Raw genomic sequence first — 19,736 nt, 5'->3', positions numbered from 1 at the left:
GCGGCGCGACGACAGCGCAGCCGCTCGGATTGGCCGCGTGGGGGCTCGCTCAGTCTGGGGCGCGCGAAGAGGCGACGGCGATCCTTCGCGAATTGGAAGCCACGCCGAGCGGGACGTGGGGGCGATACGTTGGTCTCATGTACATCAGGCTCGGTCTGGGTGACGTGAGCGGTGCGCTGACTGCAATCGAGGCCGCCGCCGAGTCCGAGCCGCAGTTGCTGGTTGCGCAAGCGTTCGTCACGCCGACATTCGACCCACTGCGCGCGGAGCCGCGGTTCGCGGCGGTCCTGCGTCGGTTCAACCTCGATGTGGACCGATTGACGCTACCGGACGGTGGGCGGTCGAAGTGAGAAATCCCCGCCACTTCCTGCCCGACAGCCCCCCGGCTGCTTTGTGCGGGCGCCAACCGCATCCCACGCTCCGAGCGTAAAGGCTCGGGCGCCGAGCGCGCTTATCGCCGCGCCGGCAACCGAAGCGCCACCAGTTCCGCTGGCAGCGACGCGCCACCCACCGGAATGACGATGTACTGTACGCCGCCGAGCATGTAGGTGATGAATGCGCCGGTGGCATTCGCCGGCAGCGGCACCTTCGCGAGTTGGCGGCCGTCGCGCGGATCGAACGCGAGCAGCGCGGGATCGTCGTTGCGCAGGTTGGCCTCCGCGGCGTTCAAGCGGGGAGCGATTCCGTGCCCTTCGTCGGCATCGCCGCCCTGCGCCGCGAAGAGCAGCGACGGCGTGAGCATTACGTGGGCACGCCGATTCCACCCAAGGGGCGGCAGGTTCAGATGACGGATGGCCTCGTGATTGCGCGGCCCTTCACCGACGGTCTGCATCCACCGGTGCTCGCCGGTGTTGAGGTCGATGGCGGTGATACGTCCGTAGGGTGGTTTGGTGATGGGCAGTCCCCGCGGCCCGGGCACGGGAGCTTGCGTACCCCAGAGCTTGTGATAGCCATCGCCGCCTAACGGTGGGGCGGACAACTCGATCAGTGTCGGGCTGGTGTGCGAGGGGACGTACAACATGCCACGCTCTGGATCGACCGCCGCACCGGCCCAGTTGCCACCACCGGCGGTGCCGGGCAGCAGGATGGTGCCGCGCGCACCAATAGGCGTGAACAGCGGCCCGTGGTGATACCGCGCCACGATCGCTTCCGCTTCGGCGCGCAGCTCCGGTGTGAAGTCGATCAGGTCGTCGTTGGTCAGTCCCTGGCGGTCGAACGGGGCCGGCTTGGTCGGGAACGGTTGCGTCGGCGACAGCTTCTCGCCGGCGAGCACCGGCGTCTGCAGCACCGGGCGTTCTTCGATGGGCCAGACCGGCTCGCCTGTCACCCGGTCGAACACGTAGACGAAGCCATGTTTGCTCACCTGCGCCACGGCCTTGATGGGGCGACCGTCCACGGTGATGTCCACCAGGTTCGGCGCCGCCGGGAGATCGTAGTCCCACACGCCGTGGTGTACCATCTGGAAGTGCCATTGCCGCTCGCCCGTGGTGGCGTTCACGGCGACGAGGCTTTCGGAAAAGAGGTTGTCGCCGGGACGGTCGACCGCGTAGTAGTCGTTGCTGGGCGTGCCGAACGGCAGGTACACGAATCCAAGCTCGTTGTCGCAGCTCATCATCGTCCAGACATTGGTATTCCCAGTGTGCTGCCCCGACTTACCCTGCCAGGTCTCCGCGCCGAAGCTGCCGGGCTGCGGGATGGACTCGAAGACCCACTCCTGCTTCCCCGTCACCACGTCGAAGCCGCGCACGTCACCGGGCGGCATGATCTTGTTGCGCGGGTAGTCGGTGATGGACGAGCCGACGATGATGCGATCGCGACAGATGATCGGTGGTGAATTCACGCCGTAGTCAAGCCGGTCGATGGGGCGTCGCAGCCCCTGCGTGAGGTCAATGCGGCCGTCGGTGCCGAAGGTGGGGACCGGCTTTCCGGTGGCTGCGTCAAGCGCGAAGAGCATGGCATCGCCGGTGGCGATGATGACGCGTCGCTCGCCGCCGCGCTCCCAGAAGGCGACGCCTCGGTTGTGATAGTGGTTTGGTGAGGAGCCGACTTTGTGGCTCTCGGGGTCGAACACCCAGCGCGTCTCACCGGTGGCGGCGTCGATCGCCGCGACCTGGCTCATGGAGGTGCTGGTGTAGATCACGCCCCCTACCATGAGTGGGGTCGACTGGTTGAGGTGCGTCCACAGTTCGGGACGTTTGGCGCGGATGGCCTCGTCGGGCGATGTCCACCGCCACGCGACCTCGAGTTGCCCGACGTTCGTTGCATCGACTTGATCGACACGTGCGAAGCGCGAGCTCGCTGCGTCGCTCGCGTACTCGCGCCACTCCACGTCAGGAGGTGCCGCATCGCAGCCCACGACGACGACGAGGAGGAAGAAGCGCAATGCTCGCATACCGGCGGGGGTGAGCCGGGGCGGCGCGATCGTCACCGGAGCGGTGGCGCCGGCAGCGGTCGCTGCACAATGAAGTGTCTCAGTCTCGCTTGAGCGATGCATTGGTGCGGAGGGGTCAGGGTGAGGCACGCTGGAAACCGTCTGTCATCGACGGCGCGACGTTCCGGGGCGTGGGCGCGGGAGCTGGGCGAGTCATCGCTTGGCGCTCGGCGAGGTGCCGCCTTCAAGCCGCGCCGCCCAGTTCTGCATCAGCACGGCGTGGTTGCCCGACCCGTCCATGCGCAGCACGAACTGCTGACCGTCAGGCGTCACGTCGAAGGATGTGCCACGGTCCGCGAGCATCAGGCGCGCGTACGCTGGCGCCAGGAAAAAGGGCGCGGCGACCGCCGCTGCGATGTCGCCGCTCGGCGGCACGGGTACGGCCATGATGAGACCGTCGGAGGTCTGGTAGTAGAACTCGCGCCCATCGGCGCGCCACCTCGGCGACCGCGCGCCGCCACTGGTGAGCCGGATCGCCCGGCCGCTCGCAAGGAACCGGCGTACATAGACCTCCGGCACTCCGGTCTCTGAGCTCATGTAGGCGATCCAGCGGCCATCAGGCGAGACCCGAGCGTCCGCGAGGATCCCCGAAATCTCGAAGAGTCCGACGCTCTCCTTCTTGTCGACATCCCAGGCGGCAACGGTCGCTGTTAACGCCTGGCGCCCCCCCAGTTCGATGATCAGGTATCGCCCATCCTTCGTCCAATCGGTCACCCGTCGGCACTCGTCGACCGGCACGCGATGGATTCCCTTGGGGAGTTCGTCCACTTTCCCGTAGCTGCAGGAACCGAAGGAGAGCGACGCGTCGTCGGGCGACCAAATCGGGTCGAACGCGAATTGCCCCATGTCGTTGGTGAGAACGGGTGTCGACGTGCCGCGGTCGAGATCGTGGAGCCACAGGTCGAAGCCGGCCGCCATCGCGACCCAGCGACGTCTGTTTGCTACGCTGTGGGTATATGCGCCGCGCTGGCGCACGGTATCGAGCACCGTGCCCCGGCGGTCCACCACCACTTCTCGCGGTCGCCCGGACTGGGGAGATACAGCAACGTGCCACCGGCCGAGACCGCATAGGACCACTGCAGGTCAGTGTTTCTCGCGGATTCGGTGAGGGCGATCGGTTCTCCCTCCAGCCGGGTACGGTCGCGGCTCAGGCGTTGCGCGAATATCCCCCAGAGCTGCCCTCTGGCGTGGCCTTGGCGTACAGCACGAGATCGGGGGCGATGAAGGTCGGCGTCCAGGCCCCGGGGATGAGCGTGGAAATCGTACCCGACTCCATGTTGCCCATGGCCAGCGCATATCGATCGCCCCACGATCCCGAGTCCGACTCCGAATAGCGGCCCCGGTCGAACAGGACCAGCGGCCCGTCATCGACTACCGAGGGGTTCGTAAACCGAAACCCGTCCTTCGCAGGGATCGCGACTTCGCACTCGGCCCGGCCCAGGCGGTGCCGCTCGATGCCACGAGCCGTGGCCATCACGATGAGATTGTCGGCACCCCACGCTCCGGACCTTGCGTCAGAGGCGGACACAGCGCGTTTTTCGTCCCGTTCTCCAGGTCGAGGCGTTGAAGGAAACCATTGGCGAAGAAGGCGATGGATCGACCGTCCGGCGACCAGAAGGGCGCACTCGCGCCGAGCGTCCCCTCGATCCGCTCGGCCTGGAACGCGGCGAGATCACGAATCCACAGATAACGCTCGCCCTTCATGGAGAGGGAGACGAACGCGAAGCGCTGCCCATCGGGGGATAACGCACCAAACGAACGACGGTCGCTGAAGTCCTCGCCTTCCGGAGGCACGAGCGCCGACACCACGATGTCGGTCGAACCCGCCGCCGAGCGCACCGTCGCCCGCCCCAGCAGTACTCCCGCCACGACCGCCACGGCTGCAACGACAGCGATCGCCGTGAGGCGACGCGGTGTCCAGGCCGACGACGCCGGGTGGCCTGCGCCGGCTGCCACGCGCCCAAACGCCGGGTCGCTGAGCGCCGAAGCGAAAGCCGCGGCTGTCGGGAATCGATCCGCCGGCAGCTTGGACAGCGCGGTCGACACCGCCGCCTCCACGTTGGCGGGCACCGTACTGCGCTGCACTCCGAGCCCCCGCGGTGCTTCCGTCATCACCCGCGCCACGATCGCTTGCGCCGAGGGGCCCGTGAACGGCGGCTCGCCGGCAAGCATCTCGTACAACACGCAGCCTAACGCGTACACGTCGGTGCGCGCATCGAGCGTGCGTTCGCCCATCGCCTGCTCGGGGCTCATGTAGGTGGGCGTGCCCAACGACATCCCCGTCTCCGTCATGCGTCGGCCGCCAGCCGTCTGGGCGGCGGCAAGCGCGATGCCGAAATCGGCCACGAGCGCGCTGCCGTCGTGCAGCAGGATGTTTTCGGGCTTGATATCCCGGTGGATCACGCCCTGGCGATGCGCGTAGTCGAGCGCGCTCGCTACCTGGCTTGCGATGCGGACCGCGTCGGCGACGGGGAGTTGCTGTTCGCGCTCGAGGCGGTCGCGGAGCGATTCGCCGGCGATGAACGGCATCACGTAGAACACCGTGCCGTCGACGCTGCCCGAGTCGTGCAGCGGCAGGATGTGCGGGTGCTGCAGATTCGCGGTGGTACGGATCTCCGTGAGAAAGCGATCGGCCCCGATCACAGCGGCGAGTTCGGGCTTGAGCACCTTGATCGCGACCTGCCGTTTGTGCTTGAGGTCCTCGGCCAAATGCACGGTGGCCATGCCGCCCTGGCCGAGCTCGCGCGCGATGCGGTAGCGGTCCGCGAGGGCCGCCGCCAAGCGCGTGGTCATCGGTTCGCCTCGTCGACGGCGCGCTTCATCCGCTCGACCCAGTTGGGGACCACCCGCAAGTACGCCCCGGTGGGGCTTTCGGGCCCCTGCACGTAGAGGACGCCGCCGTCCGGCGTGACGGCAAAGGAACGTCCCGGCGTCTCGATGAGGCGGTGGTCGCTGTACCAGTCTCGGATGCTCTGCACGACGGGATCGGCGTTGGGATCGATCGTGACGAGCTGCAATTTGTAGTTGCCCGAGTCGTAGCTCTTCATCACGAACTGTGTCGGCGACAACCACTGCGCATCCTCCTGCGCCACCGCCACCTGATACCGCTTTGTCGGGTCGCTGACCGGACTGAGGAACACCCGTGACAGGTCCTTGGAGCTATACGTCATCCAGCGCCCGTCGGGCGACACGTCCGGGAAGTCCGCCTCACGCGCAAGGCTATCGAGTTGCCGCGAACCCGTCTTGAGGTTGAGCAGACCGACCACATCAAAGCCGCCGACGACCCCGAATACGGTCGAGTCCGACACGAATCGCAGCGGCTCGAAGAAGCCGCGAAAGACCGTGTCGGGCGCCGCGGATGTACTGGGGGACGCGCGCACCGTCACGCGGTTGTCCAGATCCACCATCACGCTGTTCGAGGCCGGATCCCAGACGGGCTGGCCGACGAACGCACTTTGCATCAGGACCGACGTCCGTCCCGTGGAGAGGTCGATGACGTGCAGCTCCTGCGATTGCACCCCTTCGACCACCGCCGCCAGCCAGCGGCCGTTGCCGGACATGGCGAATCGCAGATACGCCGCCGGGGGCGCGTTGAGGGTATCGAGCCCGCGGCCCGCCCGGTATCGCACCAAGTGTCCCACGCCCTCGTTCACCCCTGGTGCGTAGACGAGTGTACCGGTCGCGGAGATGTCGAACTGCCCTTGCCCGGAATACGGTCTCCGATGCACGGAACTCACCAGCGAGACCGAACGACCGGCCTGGCGCCGATCGAGATCGATGGTCGTCGCCCGAAGATCCCCGTCGATCGACATGTAGACCAGATACCTGTCGTCGATGACGCGGAAATCGGAGCCCCGGAGGCCCGCACGGATGGTCCCGATACCCGCTTCGGAGCCGGAGGCCGAAGCCAACGGGATCACCGAATCCGTCCCGGGTCTGATGATGTACGCCGACTTGGTGGCCCCCCCGCCACAAAGCAGCTGGCTGCCGTCTCCCAGCGGTTCGGGCAGGAAACAATAGGACGTCGGCTGGACACCCAGGGATTGTCCCGAAGGATCGAACCACTGGAGGCTGGAGCCGTCTCCGTTCGAAAGCATGATGCGATCGTCAGCAGTCCACTTGATGTTCGCCACCGAGACGTCGGCAAGTGTGGTCGCTGCGCCGCCACCAATCGCCACGACCTGCAGCTTGCTCACGGTCATGAAGGCGACCTGTTCCCCACCAGGCGACACGACCGGGCGGACCACGGCCGTGGTTCCTGGGATGGGTCGGCTGACTGAATCGACGAGGCTTCGGTACCACAATTCGTTGCCCGCACCGCGCCGCGCGACGTAGACGACGAACCGTCCGTCCGGCGACACACTGAGAGCGCCCCAGGCATCAACATCGACTGTGGCGGAATCCGGCAACCCGACGTCGTACGTCGTGAGCGCCGGACCAGCGGCTGGGCGCAGCAGCAGGAACGACGTGAGGACCAGCAGCAACATCGCCGCCCCGCCGGCCGCAAAGAACGCGGTCCTCCAGCGAGACGCCGGTCCGAACGCGGCTTGTCGCGCAGTACTCGTCGTGGCGAAGGCGGTATTGCCGAGCGCCGTAGCAAACTCCCCTGCGCTGGCGAAGCGATCCGCCGGCAGCTTGGCCAGCGCCACCGTCACCGCATCCCCCACGTGCGCCGGTACCGTCTTGCGGTAGGTGGACACGGCTTCGGGCTCGGCCGTCATGACCTTGGCCACGATGGCCTGCGCCGTGGGCCCGGTGAAGGGAGGTTCGCCGGTGAGCATCTCGTACAGCACGCAGCCTAACGCGTACACATCGGTGCGCGCGTCGAGGTTGCGTTCACCCATAGCCTGTTCGGGGCTCATGTAGTGCGGCGTCCCGAGGCTCATCCCGGTTTCGGTCATCCGCGAGTCGGCACTCGTGGCGGCCAGCGCGATGCCAAAGTCGGCCACCAGCGCGCGGCCGTCGTGCAGCAGGATGTTCTCCGGCTTGATGTCGCGGTGGATCACGCCCCTGCGATGCGCGTAGTCGAGCGCGCCGGCCACCTCGGTGGCGATGCGCACGGCATCGGCAATCGGCAACTGCTTCTCGCGCGCCAGGCGGTCGCGTAACGACTCGCCCTCCACGAACGGCATCGCGTAGAACACCGTTCCGTCCACCACGCCCGAGTCGAACAGCGGCAGGATGTGCGGGTGCTGCAGGTTGGCGGTGGTCTTGATCTCGGCGAGAAAGCGGTCGGCCCCGATGACGGCGGCGAGTTCGGGGCGCAGCACCTTGAGCGCGACGTGACGATCGTGCTTGAGGTCTTGAGCCAAATACACGGTGGCCATGCCGCCCTGGCCGAGTTCGCGCTCGAGGCGGTAGCGGTCGGCCACGGCGGCCAGGAGGCGCGATGCAGGTTCACCAAGCGACATGTGGGGAATCTGCCCCCTGAAGCGCTCGTGCGCGAATGCCAGGCCCTGCATGGGTCCAGGCCCGATGCCGCCGGCCCCGATGCGGCCGTGCACCCCCGAAATGGGTGTGGACACGGGCTGCCTCCGGCGTAAGTTGCCCACGTGCCCACATCCGAACGCCTGCAGGCTTCGTTGGCTGACCGCTATCGCATCGAGCGTGAGCTGGGCGAAGGCGGGATGGCCACCGTCTATCTGGCCGAGGATCTCAAGCACAAGCGCCAGGTGGCCCTCAAGGTGCTGAAGCCCGAGCTGGGCGCCGCGCTGGGCGCGGAGCGGTTCATCAACGAGATCCGCACCACCGCCAACCTCCAGCATCCCAACCTCCTGCCCCTGTTCGACTCGGGGGAGGCGGATGGCCTGCTCTTTTATGTGATGCCGTATGTCGAGGGAGAGACGCTGCGGCATCGACTTGAGGCGTTGCGACAGCTCCCGGTTGATGAAACGGTCCGGGTGGTCTCCCTCGTAGCCGGCGCGCTCGACTTCGCGCATGCGCGCGGCGTCGTGCACCGCGACCTGAAGCCGGAGAACATCCTGCTGCAGGCCGGTCAGCCGATCATCGCGGACTTCGGCATCGCCCTGGCCGTCGCCGAGGCAGGCGGCGAGCGGGTGACGCAGACCGGCCTCTCCCTCGGCACCCCGCACTACATGAGCCCGGAGCAGGCAGCCGGTTCGCAAACGGTGGATGCGCGCTCCGACCAGTATGCACTCGCGGCTACGGCGTATGAGATGCTCACGGGGGAGCCGCCGCACACGGGTCCGACCACTCCCGTCATCGTGGCGCGGCTGATGGCCGAAACACCCCGCGACATCCGCGCCACACGCCCCGCCGTGCCTGCCGCGGTCGATGCCGCCATCCAGCGCGCGCTATCAAAGTCTCCTGCCGACCGGTATCTCAGCTGCGGAGCGTTTGCCGCAGCGTTAGGCGCGGGGGCGAGTGGCCCCGGCGCGACGGTGGCCGCCGGTGTCGCGCCGGAACGCGGGGCTGTCACGCCGGCGTCAGGTGGGAGGCGTCATGCTGTGATCGGTGGCGCGCTCGCTGTCGCCGCTGTCGTCATCGCTGCAGCAACCGTGTGGCGTGGCGCGTGGCGCAGTGACGCATCGAGCGCCGCGGGCACGTCGACCTCCGGCGACAGTGCGGCGAGCGCCGAGCGATCCCTCGCGGTGCTTCCGTTCACCTCGGTGGGCGGTGACACCGCCAACAGCTATTTCGCGGCGGGCATCGCGGACGAACTGACCAGTGCGCTCATGCAAATCCCCGGCCTCCGTCTCGCCGGCCGCGCGTCGGCGGCGCGTGTCAAGGAGCAGGGCGGGGGGGCGAACGAGATCGGCAGTGCGCTGAACGTGGCAGCGGTGCTCGACGGTTCTGTACGCCGATCGGGCGACCGCATCCGCGTGTCGGCGGAACTCACGAGCGCGCGCGACGAGCGCGTGCTCTGGAGCAAGACATACGAACGCGCGCTGGCCGATGTGTTCGCCGTGCAGGACGAGATCACCCGGGAGATCGTGTCGGCGCTGCAGGTGCGGCTGAGCGCCTCGAGTGGCGCGGGAGGCATGAGTGCCCGCGGCGGCACGAAGAATCTCGAGGCGTACGACCTGTACCTGCGTGCGCTCCCGCTGTACAAAGGGCGCGGCCCCGGGCTGCTCCAGGCGGAGCGGTACCTCGTGGATGCCATTGCACGAGACCCGGGCTTCGCCCGCGCGCACGCGATGCTCGCCTCGACGCTCCTGGCGCAGCCGTACTTCGCCCCGGTGAGCGCCCGCGACGTCGCAAAGCGGGGCCGGGCCGCCGCGATGCGGGCGATCGCGCTCGAAGATTCGCTCGCCGATGGGCATCGGGCCCTCGCGCACGGGCATTCGGAGGCGGGCGAGTGGAGCGCAGGGCGGCGCGAGTACGAGCGCGCCATCGCCCTCGACCCCCGGTCTGTAGAAGCGCACTACCGCTTCGGAGAGATGCTGTTCCGCATGGGACTCCCCCATGAATCGCTCGACCACTTGGAAGCCGCGAATCGCCTGGATCCGTTATACTCCCAGAACAACGCCTACCGCAGCCTGACGTTGGCGATGCTCGGGCGCTTCGACGAGGCGATCGCCATTGCCGAACGGGGACTGACGCTGGATCCGGAGCATCTCACGCTCAACCAGTGGTACGCCCATGTACTGGAGCTGGCGGGACGTCGCCAGGAAATGGCATCGCAGGCGCGCCGGCTCAGCGCGCTGCCGGAGGCGACCCTTAACCGCATCGGCGTTGCGGCGGGCATCCTTGCACGCGCCGGTGCGCGCGACGAGGCGCGCGCCCTGCTGCGTCGTATCGAGGCGAGCTCCGTCGGGAGCCAGGAGCGCGAACTGGCCATACTCAACGCTCGTCTGGGACTCGGGGATCTTGAGGGCGCGATGACGGCCCTGGAGACCGCGGCAAAGAGCGACCCGCACCGCGTGGTGGCGTATGGCCTGCACAGTCTGGCCTTTGACCCCCTGCGCGCGGACCCGCGCTTTGCCGCCGTGGTGCGCGCGCTCAATCTCGACGTGGATAGATTGACGCTGCCCGACGGCGGTCGTTCGAAATAGGGGCGCGGACCCCAGTTGGCGTGGCGTGGACGCCGCTCGATCAGGCGCGGACGCAACGCGATGGAGCTGAGCCGGCGCCAACGAGAACGTAGACCGCACCAAACGGCGCGTTGTCGCCTCCACCCGGAGCTTCGGCGGCGCCAATCGCAGCTCGGACAACGCCATTCGGGGCGCGGACCACGCCAATCGGAGCTCAGGCAGGGCCAGCAGGCGCGCAGACACCGGCGATCGACGCATTGTCGCCAGTCGCCGCGACGCTGCACGGGTCGATCGGCGCGTTGTCCTCTCCAACGATCGCGCTGCCGCCGGCATTCGGCGCTTCGTCAGGTCCTGCCGCCACGTTGCGCGCGCCACGCGGGGCATTACAGCGGGCCAACGCGACGCAGCATGGGCCATACATGACGTTGCGCACGCCAACGGCGACGCCGTACACGCTCGCCAAGCCGTAGACACTGACTCAATGTGGCGCTGGCGCGACACTTCGGGTCGCTGTCAAGTGTGCGCGGGCCGGCGTCGACTGCACTCGTGACTCGGTCATCGTGCATCGGGCAGTTGCGGGAGTCTTCGACCTCGTGCGCGGCGAATCGCGTCGCGTCGCGGCAGCCAGCGATGTGCCATACTTCTGCAGCGGAGGCGTTCGGTCGTTCATGGCACGAGCCGTCGCGCCGCCTCGTAGCGGGTCGCGGGTTTCCACGTCCCGCCGCCGTCCGTCGATTCGTCTACGTCTAGGCGGAAGAGTTCACCGGCTGTGGGAGTGAACGTCAGGCGCGAATGGATGCGTTCACCGCGCGGATTCACGTAGTAGGTGCCGGCGCGCACGTTGTCGACGACCAAGGCCCCATCGCCGTGCAATGTCCCCTCAAAGACGTCCAGCAGGCCGGAGACATCGTCGAGTGCACCCACGCGATAGCGCTGCTGCGCGGCGTCAAACGACAGGGTGAGCACAAAGCGATATCCAGGGGCCGTCATGCGGCCCTCATAGGCGGCGCCGCCGAGCACGGGGACGAATTCCGACGAAAGCTCAAGAGTGGGGAGAGCCGTGGCTCGCGATGTATCAGCGGGGAACTGGGTGCCCGCCCACCGGCCCAGCAGGAAACGCAACGGCCGCAGCCCAGCGCGCACCTGCTGGTGGATGGGCGGCACGCGAACCGGTGCTGCACCCCGCATCTCGGCGACAATGCCGCTCGCATTCATCTGGGCGACGCCCACAGGCCCCATGCCGTAGGTGTTCCGTTCGCGCAGGAATCCGGCGTAGGTTCGGGTCAGGCGTCGCATGGCGACGGGGGTGAGCGTGCCCGCTGGGGTCAGCGACGCGGAGTCGGCGAATTCCGCAGCGGCTGCGAGGCGGAAGAAGCGCAGCTGCTCGAGATTCTCCTGGACCACCGTCCCCAGCGGCATCGGGGCGAAGTGGCCGGAGTAGGCGGTGATCGGACCCGGGTAGTCGACGAGCAGTTGCGACAACGCGACCATCGCGAGGCGTGAGTGTTGTTCGCCGATGTAATACGCGCCCGCAGCCACCGTGAGGTCGCCCGTGAAGAGCGCGTCCAGCTCGCGCACATGGACCACGGTGTTGTTCTCCGCCTCCGCCGGCCCGTAGTCCCGGAGGGTGACGGTGAGCCCCGCGAGGCGCAGCGTGCTCCCGGACGGGACCAGGGAATCGGGCCGCTGCAGCCGGCGCTCGTAGTCACTGCCTAACGCGGCGAGCCAACCACCAGGCTGCAGCGCCTGGTCGTGGACGCCCTGCATTGCGTCAGCGGTCGGCCGAGTGGCGACGAGCGGGGTGCGCGGAAACGCCTCCTTCAGTTGGCGCAGCCCGCCGAAGTGATCTGCATGGGGATGGGTGATGATCACTGCGGCGAGCGGCTTGCCTGTTGCGCGCAGGCTGGCGATGAGCCGGTCGACATCGCTTCGCAGGCACATGGCGTCGATCAGCACGAGGCCTTCGGCGGACTCGATCCACCAGGAGTTGGTGAAGTAGGACCGTGCGTCGCCGGTCGCGACATGGATCTGCGCGAGCGGCGCCCCCGGTGCTGCGGATTGCGCGCGGAGGGGCGTGAAGGCGCCAAGCAGGAGGGGCGCCGTGGAGAACGCGCGGGCGAGTGTGGTGATACGCACAGGCGAGCTATCGGTGAAGGGGAGCAGGCAGGGTAGCCGCCCGACGCCTGACGGTGAGGCGCGAAGTGATCAAGGTCCGCCGCGATGGTGCGGGCGTTGGTCTTCACGTTGGGAGGAGGTCAGGGATGTTCCACGACGCGCATGCGCTTCATCTCCGAAGCGGGCTGGCCCTTCCACGTCGCGCCACGGTCCGTGGAATGCTCGAAGCGCCAGATCAGGCCCGCTGACGCGGGGGCGAAGGAGACGCGCCAGAAGTGGGGGTTCTGCAGGACCAGCGCGCCGTTGGCATCGAAGTCGCCGTCGTAGATATCAAACGCGCCGGTGCCGGCGTCCAGCAGGCTCATGCGGTACCGCTGGCTCGTGGAGTCATAGCCGACGGTCACGCGGAAGGCGACGCGGAACACTTCATCGAGCTCGAAGTACTTGCCGCCCAGCACGGGCCGAAAGCGCCAGACCGAGGTCGCTGTGTCTCCGGCGACACCGGAGGAAACGCGATAGCTCCCCTCAATGAAGCGCAAACGTTCCCGTGCAGCCTCCGTCCTTCCGGCGGGTGCGCCTTGCGCGGCGACGGGCGGGGCCGCGAGCAGCGCAGCGGCGAACAGGGAGGCAAGGGGCCTTGTGTGCATGAGAGTGAAGGAGGGACGATGGTGGTCGCAGCGTTGCAGCGCTGTCTGCGAGTACGACGGCGCGTCGTGCGTGTTCCTCGCATGGGACGAGCAGCCGTCCGCGCGTGATGAACGCGGGGGACCGTGCCTGCACCCAGGTCGCAAGGCGAGTGATCTTGCTTGTCCCTTGCATCAGGAGCTCAAGCGCCATGCGGCCACTCGTGAGGCCCCTTCTCGTCCTCAGCACCTTGGCCGCCCCATTGCGACCGCAAGCCGTGGAGGCTGATCGTGCGGTAGCCAGCGAAGGGGCCGCGCCGGGCCTCCGGCGACTCGTCTACCTCACCGGGCGTTGGTCCGTGCGAAACTTCGTGAGAAATGCCGGCGGTGCCTTCGTCGAACAGCCCGCCCGCTCCCTCATGCGCGCGCGATACCTGCGCGACGGGCTGAGCCTCCTCGTGGAGTACCACGAGGCAAGGGCTGACGGCTTTCACGGCGTGCACCTGATCACGGCTGATCCGGCCCGCGGTCTGGTGCACCGCTACTCGGACGCTCGGCGCAACCAGCGTGTGGAGTTCAGCGGCCGCTTTGATGGCGACCAGTACGTGATATCGAGGGTCGGCGGGTACGACGACCAGGGCACCTACCTGTATCGCGAGGTCGACGGGGAAATCGGTCCTGACGCCTTCGTCAAGCGGCTGTATCGCTCCGACGATGGTGGCGTGAGCTGGAGCGAGCTGGGCTACTACTATCGATTCGTCCGCGAGCCGTAGTAGTAGTGCGGGATGGGTTACTCCCCCATCGTCGCGCGAACAGCGTCAACGTACCGCTCGCTCACGGGGACCTGGGGGCCGGAGCGCAGCTGCAGGAGGTAGGTGCCATCGCCGGTGACGCGCAGCACGCCAACGTCCGCGCGGCGCACGATGGCGCTCCGATGGACCCGCAGGAAGACGGCAGGATCGGGCCGTCGTTCGAGCGCGCCGATCGTCAAGCGATGCAGCACGACGCGCTTCGCGAGGTGAAGCTCCACGTAGTTGCCCGATGCACCAAACCATCGGACGTCGTCCACGGCGATGGACTCGATACGCCCAACCGAACGCACGCTCAACCGGGTGAGGTACGGCGTGGGTTGCCCGCCGCCGGGCTCGGATGCATCCGTCAGGTAGTCACGGACCGCGATGGCATAGGCGGCCCGCTGGCGCAGGCGGAGCATCTCCTCGATGCGGGCCACCGCTTGGGTGAGCCGTGTGTCCTCCACCGGCTTGAGCAGGTAGTCGAGGGCATGAATCTCGAACGCCTCGATGGCAAAGTCCCCGTGGGCAGTGACGAAGACAATGATCGGAGGCTCGGCGCGGGAGACGAGTTCGCGCGCCAGGACCAATCCACTCTCCCCCGGCATCCGAATGTCGAGGAACACAACGTCCACGGAGGCGTCAGTCGCCTCCACCGCACGTCCCGCGCCCGGAGTCGCGTCGCTCGGGCTCGCGTTGAGGGCCGCGCGGGCCTCCGCCACCCCCGGACATTCCGCGACGACGCGAACCTGCGGATGCGCCGCGAGGGCATGCCGCAGGTTGGTGCGCGCCAGTGGCTCGTCGTCCACGATGAGCACCTGGATCACGTCACGATTCATGCGCTGGTGCCGGGGGAAGGAAGAGGGTCACCACGAAATGTCCGTCCGCCGGCCCGGCCTCCAGGCGCGCCGCGCCCCCATAGAGCAAGGCCAGTCGATCCCGAATGCCGCGGAGGCCGAGCCCAAGCCCCGGATTGGCCGGCGTACCGGGATGTTTGGTGTTGCGGACGGTAATCGTGGTGCCGGCGGCTTCCGGCGAAACGGTCACACCGATCGTCGAGATGCCCTGGTGGCACTCGACGTCGTGGCGGATCGCGTTTTCGACCAATGGCTGGAGGAGGAGGGGCGGGCACGCGAGGGACCCCGCCGCGGCTGGTGCGTCCAGGTTGACGCGCAGTCGATCGGGATACCGCAGCGCCTGCAAGGCGAGATACCCGCGAACGAACTCCAGCTCCTCACCGATGGTGCTCCAGTCCTTCTGGCTCGCCGTGATGGCATGTCGGAGTTGGGCACTGAGCTGGCCGATGGCGTCGATGGCCACGCGCTGGTCGTTGCTGCGCACCAATCCGGCGATGGCACTCAGGGCATTAAACAGGAAGTGCGGTTCGAGTTGGGCGCGGAGACCGCGCAGGCGCTGCTGCTCGAGTTCCAGTTGCAGGGCGAGGCGTTCGGCGTCGGCCGCCTGCTGACGCGCGCGAAGCGCGCGCCCTTCGCGCACCGTCACGATCGCGTAGATCGCCATGAAGCTGCCGGTCATCAGGGCCAGGTCCAGAAGCCACAACTCTGCTGGCCAGCGACGCAAGGCGGGAAGGAAGGCCTTCACCGGATCTGCGGCATTGCGCAGGGTTACCGCCGCGACCTGCCACAAGATCTCCGGAACGAGGAAGATCACGAGACTGCCCACGTACAGGGGCACCACGGTCCGTCGCTCGCTGAGAACGACGGTCCGACGTTCCAGGGTACGGTACAGCAGGGTCGTATAGGCGACCCATGGCACATACGCCACGAGGTACGCGCCCAGGAGTTCCTGCAGTCCCACGGGGGTGCCGCGCCGCAGCATGTCTCGGTAGGCCGCCGCGACGTGTAGAACGAGCACGGTGGCCCACATGCCCAGGCTGGCGCCGAGTATACGAAGCAGGGGGGTGTGGGACGCGGTCATGGGGAAACGTACGATGCGTGCACTCACAGGTGTCGGGGTCGCAGGATACGCACCCTTCAGGGGTGGGCGAGGGGTCCGTCGCTGCCCCGCGGTACGAATCGCCGATCCCGGGGGACGACGTCCGAGAACCGTGGCCGATGAACCTCGTAGGATCCGGTGGGTCGCACCCGTCCTTCCCCCTCGCGCGAGATCATGCCCCTGTCGAATTGTGCTCCGTCCGTTCACGGCGAACCTTGGCGCGGCGAGCGCGTCTCAGAGGGACGCGTTCCGCAGTGCGTCGCTCGGGCGTGGACCATCGCCACGCCGCGCTTCGGTCGACGGCGGAGCATCGCCGCGGCGCTCATCGCGACGAGCGCGTGCGCCACGGATGGCGTCGTCTCTCCGCTGCCCCCCGAGGTCCACCGCGCCGGCCTCGACTCGCTGGTGGCCGAGATGCGCGATGGCGCGATGGGGGATATCCGCAGCTTCCTGCTTCTGGTCGGTGACCACGCCCCGGTCGAGTACTATTTTCGCGGCGCGAAACGGAGCGACGCCGCCCCCGTATACTCTGTCTCCAAGAGCATCACTTCGCTGTTGACCGGGCTGGCCCTCGAGACGCGTGCACTGGACTCTCTCCGTGCCCCGATTCGTCCCATCCTCCGCGCGCATGACTCGTTGTTCGCCGCCAATGCCATGCGCGCGCGGATCACGGTGGAGGACCTGTTGACCATGCGGGCCGGAATCGCGTGGGACGAGCTATCGACGAACTACACGGACCCCACGAACCCGGTGGGACTCATGCTGGCCACGGGCGATTGGATCGGCTACCTGCTCTCGCAACCGATGGCCGCGATCCCGGGAACGCGGTATGCCTACAACACTGGTGCAACCATCGTGCTTGGCGAGGTCGTCGGCCTGGCGTTGCGTCGGCCCATTGCCTCGTTCGCGCAGGAACGCCTCTTCGGCCCGCTTGGGATCCCCTCGCCGACGTGGCACCATGCCGCGAACGGCGTGGCCAACGCCGGCGGTGGACTCTCGCTCCGTCCGCTGGACCTGCTCCGGATCGGGCAACTCGTGCGCGACGGGGGACGATACGGTGGCAAGCAAGTCGTCCCCGCGGCGTGGATCACGGCGTCGCTCACTCCGCACGTCGGCACGACGGCAGTGCGTTACGGCTACCAGTGGTGGATGTGGGGCGCGCGGGGCGCTTGGGACCCGGCGGACCCGGTGTACGTCGCCAGCGGCTGGGGTGGACAGACCATCCTCATCTTTCCCTCGCGTGCGGCCGTCATCGTGGTGACCGCCCTCAACTTTGACCGGAATCCGGTGATGGCGGCGCAAGCGCTCACGCAGCGGCTCGATGGCATCCTGACCAAAGTCCCCAACCCTCAGGCGCAATGACCCTCGCACACGACCTTCGTCTCGCCGGTCGGCTCTTGGTCCGTCGCCCACTCTTCACCACGATGGTGGTGTTGACCATCGCGGTCGCCATCGGGCTGAACAGCACCGTGTTCGCGGCGGTCGACGCCCTACTGCTTCGACCGCTTCCAGGGGTCTTCGCACCGGATCGGGTCGTTGGACTCTACCGGACGGCCCCGGGCATACCGTGGGGGTCCAATTCAGTCCCGCACTTCCAGGACGTCCGGGAGCGGACCACGGACGTCTTCCAGCAGGTGGCCGCATGGACCTTCGCCGGGTTCAACCATGGAGACGGCGACCAGCCCCAGATCCTCTCCGGACAGTTGGTCTCGGCCACCTTCTTCTCCACCCTCGGCGTGCAACCGGCCCACGGGCGCTTCTTCGTCCCGGCGGAAGACAGCGGGCGTGGCGCCCATCCGGTGGTGGTGCTTGGCGAGGGCGCCTGGCGTCGGCGGTTTGGCGGCGACCCGTCCATTGTCGGACGTACGATCCAGCTCAATGGTCAGGCGATGGAGGTGGTCGGCGTGGCCCCACCCGCGTTTCGCGGAACGGTCCCGATGTTGGAGCCCGCGCTGTACGTACCCCTGATGCAGATGGAGGTGCTCGACGCCGACCGCGCGGGGTCGCTCGACAACCGTGGTCGCAACTTCCTTAACGTGGTGGCGCGCCTGCGGCCGGGCGTTACGCGGGAGCAGGCTGCGACGCGTCTCGATGCCGTCAACACCGAGCTCGCGGCGGCCTGGCCAGCGGCCTACAGCAAGAGCGGCACACGCATCATTGCGCTTGCGGACGTCGGGACACATCCGTCGATGCGAACGGCCCAGCTGGGGATCTCAGGGGCCCTCATGGGGGTGGTCTTCCTGCTCCTCCTGCTGGCCTGCGTGAATGTTGCGAGCCTCTTCCTCGCGCGCGCTCGTGACCGGGCGCGCGAGATGGCCGTGCGGCTCGCGATTGGTGCGAGCCGCTGGCACCTCGTGCGACAGCTGATGATCGAAAGCCTGCTCCTCGCGGCCGTGGCGGGGGCGGCGGGGCTTCTCGTTGCGGCGGGCGGGGTCGCGGTGGCCAATGCGATCGAGATCCCGGTCGGAGACCTCGGGGTTCGGCCGGACATCTCGCTGAGTGGGCGTGTGATCGCCTTCACGATGGGCGTTTCGCTGGTCGCGGGGGTGGTGGTCGGGATGCTGCCGGCTTTGCAGGCGACGCGCCCGTCGCTCATCCCGGGGCTCAAGGGAGAGCTGCAGTCCGGCCGCAATCGTTCGCGCATGCGCGATGCCCTGATCCTCGCCCAGGTGGCGCTCTCGATCGTCCTGCTCACCTGCGCTGGAATGTTTGTCTCCAACGTCCAGCGGGCGACGACCGTGGCGGTGGGCTTCGATCCGGATGGGGCGGCGACCGCCACGCTCTCACCTGCGCTGCAGGGATACGACCGCCAGCGCGCGGAGCAGTTCTACCGCACCCTGCAGGAGCGCCTCCGTGCCTTGAACGGGGTGGACGAGGTCGGGTTCGTCGACGTATTGCCCTTGGGGATCGGGAGCTCGGACACACGCGTGGAGATCCCGGGCTACACGCCGGCCGAAGGCGAGGGGATGAACATCCTGCACGCGAGCGTGACGCCCGGGTACTTCCGGGCCATGGGGATTCGCCTGGTCGCCGGGCGCGAGGTCACGGCCCAGGACGACAGTGTGTCCGTACCGGTCGTGGTCGTGAACCAGCGCTTTGCGGAGCGCTTCTGGCCGGGGCAGGATCCCCTTGGGCGCACGGTTCGGCGCGGGACCCGCGACTTCTCGGTCGTCGGTGTGGTGGCGACCGGCAAATATCGATCGCTCGGTGAGGATCCGACCGAATACATGTACTTCTCCCACGCCCAGGCGTGGTCCTCACTGATGCGCGTGGTCGTGCGGCATCGCGACGCCGATGTGGCGACCTTGGCCAGCATCCGCGCCGAGGTGCGTGCACTGGATGCGCAGATGCCCGTGACCGGGTTGCGCACGCTGACCTCGCACATGGGGACGTCCCTGCTCCCCGCCCGCATCGCCGGTGGGGCGCTGGGCTTCTTTGGGGTGATCGGCCTATTGCTGGCGGCCATCGGGATCTACGGCGTGATGACGCAGGCGGTCGCGCAACGCACGCGCGAGATCGGGATCCGCATGGCCTTGGGTTCCACGGAAGGTCGGGTCACCCGTCTGGTGTTCGGCCAGGGGATGCGGTTCGTCGGCCTGGGATGTGTGCTGGGGCTCCTCGGCGCGGGCGGCGCCTTTGTCCTGATGCGCGGGATCCTCTACGGGGTGGGCACACTGACGGTGGTTTCATTTGTGTTGTCCCCGCTGGTGCTTGCTGGGGTGGCTGCGGTGGCGACGCTGCTCCCGGTGCGGCGGACCGTGCGTGGGAGCACGCTGAGCGCGATCCGCCAGGAATGACGGATCGCACTTAAGGAGCCTCGCCGGCG

The 19,736-nt window shown here is 67.8% G+C and carries 13 protein-coding genes; 4 read left to right on the top strand and 9 right to left on the bottom strand.

Annotated features, from left to right (window positions below):
* Positions 1-451 precede the first annotated feature (451 nt).
* The 5 genes from IPK85_21015 to IPK85_20995 all read right to left on the bottom strand — a co-directional run bounded on the left by IPK85_21015 (position 452) and on the right by IPK85_20995 (position 7,956).
* Entirely contained in the window at positions 452-2,494 is a 2,043-nt protein-coding gene (locus tag IPK85_21015; GenBank protein ID MBK8249848.1) for a PQQ-binding-like beta-propeller repeat protein, read from the bottom strand.
* Between the two features lie 90 nt (positions 2,495-2,584).
* Complete coding sequence (locus tag IPK85_21010) at positions 2,585-3,436, bottom strand: PD40 domain-containing protein (protein MBK8249847.1); 852 nt, start codon at positions 3,434-3,436, stop codon at positions 2,585-2,587.
* Positions 3,437-3,578: 142 nt separating this feature from the next.
* Complete coding sequence (locus IPK85_21005) at positions 3,579-3,905, bottom strand: hypothetical protein (GenBank protein ID MBK8249846.1); 327 nt, start codon at positions 3,903-3,905, stop codon at positions 3,579-3,581.
* Entirely contained in the window at positions 3,905-5,224 is a 1,320-nt protein-coding gene (locus IPK85_21000; GenBank protein ID MBK8249845.1) for a protein kinase, read from the bottom strand. Before IPK85_21000 ends, IPK85_21005 begins: the two co-directional genes overlap by 1 nt.
* A complete protein-coding gene (locus IPK85_20995) occupies positions 5,221-7,956 on the bottom strand; it encodes a serine/threonine protein kinase (protein MBK8249844.1) in 2,736 nt (911 codons plus the stop codon). Before IPK85_20995 ends, IPK85_21000 begins: the two co-directional genes overlap by 4 nt.
* Positions 7,957-7,983: 27 nt before the next feature.
* Here IPK85_20995 and IPK85_20990 point away from each other — a divergent pair, with 27 nt between their 5' ends.
* Positions 7,984-10,446 (top strand): protein kinase, encoded by a 2,463-nt coding sequence (locus IPK85_20990; protein ID MBK8249843.1) that lies wholly within the window; start codon positions 7,984-7,986, stop codon positions 10,444-10,446.
* Between the two features lie 645 nt (positions 10,447-11,091).
* On the opposite strand, the gene IPK85_20985 is transcribed toward IPK85_20990, so the two are convergent.
* Both IPK85_20985 and IPK85_20980 read right to left on the bottom strand, forming a co-directional pair.
* A complete protein-coding gene (locus IPK85_20985) occupies positions 11,092-12,561 on the bottom strand; it encodes an MBL fold metallo-hydrolase (protein MBK8249842.1) in 1,470 nt (489 codons plus the stop codon).
* Between the two features lie 119 nt (positions 12,562-12,680).
* Positions 12,681-13,187, bottom strand: a complete 507-nt coding sequence (locus IPK85_20980; protein MBK8249841.1) for a hypothetical protein — start codon at positions 13,185-13,187, stop codon at positions 12,681-12,683.
* Positions 13,188-13,375: 188 nt separating this feature from the next.
* Between IPK85_20980 and IPK85_20975 the strand changes: the two genes are divergently transcribed.
* Positions 13,376-13,936: a hypothetical protein gene (locus IPK85_20975; GenBank protein MBK8249840.1), complete on the top strand. Its 561-nt coding sequence runs from the start codon at positions 13,376-13,378 to the stop codon at positions 13,934-13,936.
* 17 nt (positions 13,937-13,953) lie between these two features.
* Here the strand turns inward: IPK85_20975 and IPK85_20970 are convergent, their stop codons facing one another.
* Together IPK85_20970 and IPK85_20965 are read right to left on the bottom strand one after the other, a co-directional pair.
* On the bottom strand, positions 13,954-14,793 hold the full coding sequence (locus tag IPK85_20970; GenBank protein MBK8249839.1) for a response regulator transcription factor: 840 nt from the start codon (positions 14,791-14,793) through the stop codon (positions 13,954-13,956).
* Positions 14,783-15,892 carry a histidine kinase gene (locus tag IPK85_20965; GenBank protein MBK8249838.1) on the bottom strand — a complete coding sequence of 370 codons (1,110 nt, stop codon included), beginning with the start codon at positions 15,890-15,892 and terminating at the stop codon, positions 14,783-14,785. Before IPK85_20965 ends, IPK85_20970 begins: the two co-directional genes overlap by 11 nt.
* 192 nt (positions 15,893-16,084) lie before the next feature.
* Here IPK85_20965 and IPK85_20960 point away from each other — a divergent pair, with 192 nt between their 5' ends.
* Positions 16,085-17,272: a serine hydrolase gene (locus IPK85_20960; GenBank protein ID MBK8249837.1), complete on the top strand. Its 1,188-nt coding sequence runs from the start codon at positions 16,085-16,087 to the stop codon at positions 17,270-17,272.
* Positions 17,269-19,707, top strand: a complete 2,439-nt coding sequence (locus tag IPK85_20955) for an ABC transporter permease (protein MBK8249836.1) — start codon at positions 17,269-17,271, stop codon at positions 19,705-19,707. Before IPK85_20960 ends, IPK85_20955 begins: the two co-directional genes overlap by 4 nt.
* Positions 19,708-19,736: the final 29 nt, after the last annotated feature.

It is taken from the genome of Gemmatimonadota bacterium (genome assembly GCA_016712265.1).
Taxonomy (GTDB): domain Bacteria; phylum Gemmatimonadota; class Gemmatimonadetes; order Gemmatimonadales; family Gemmatimonadaceae; genus RBC101.
This window is presented reverse-complemented; position numbering and strand designations above follow the sequence as displayed.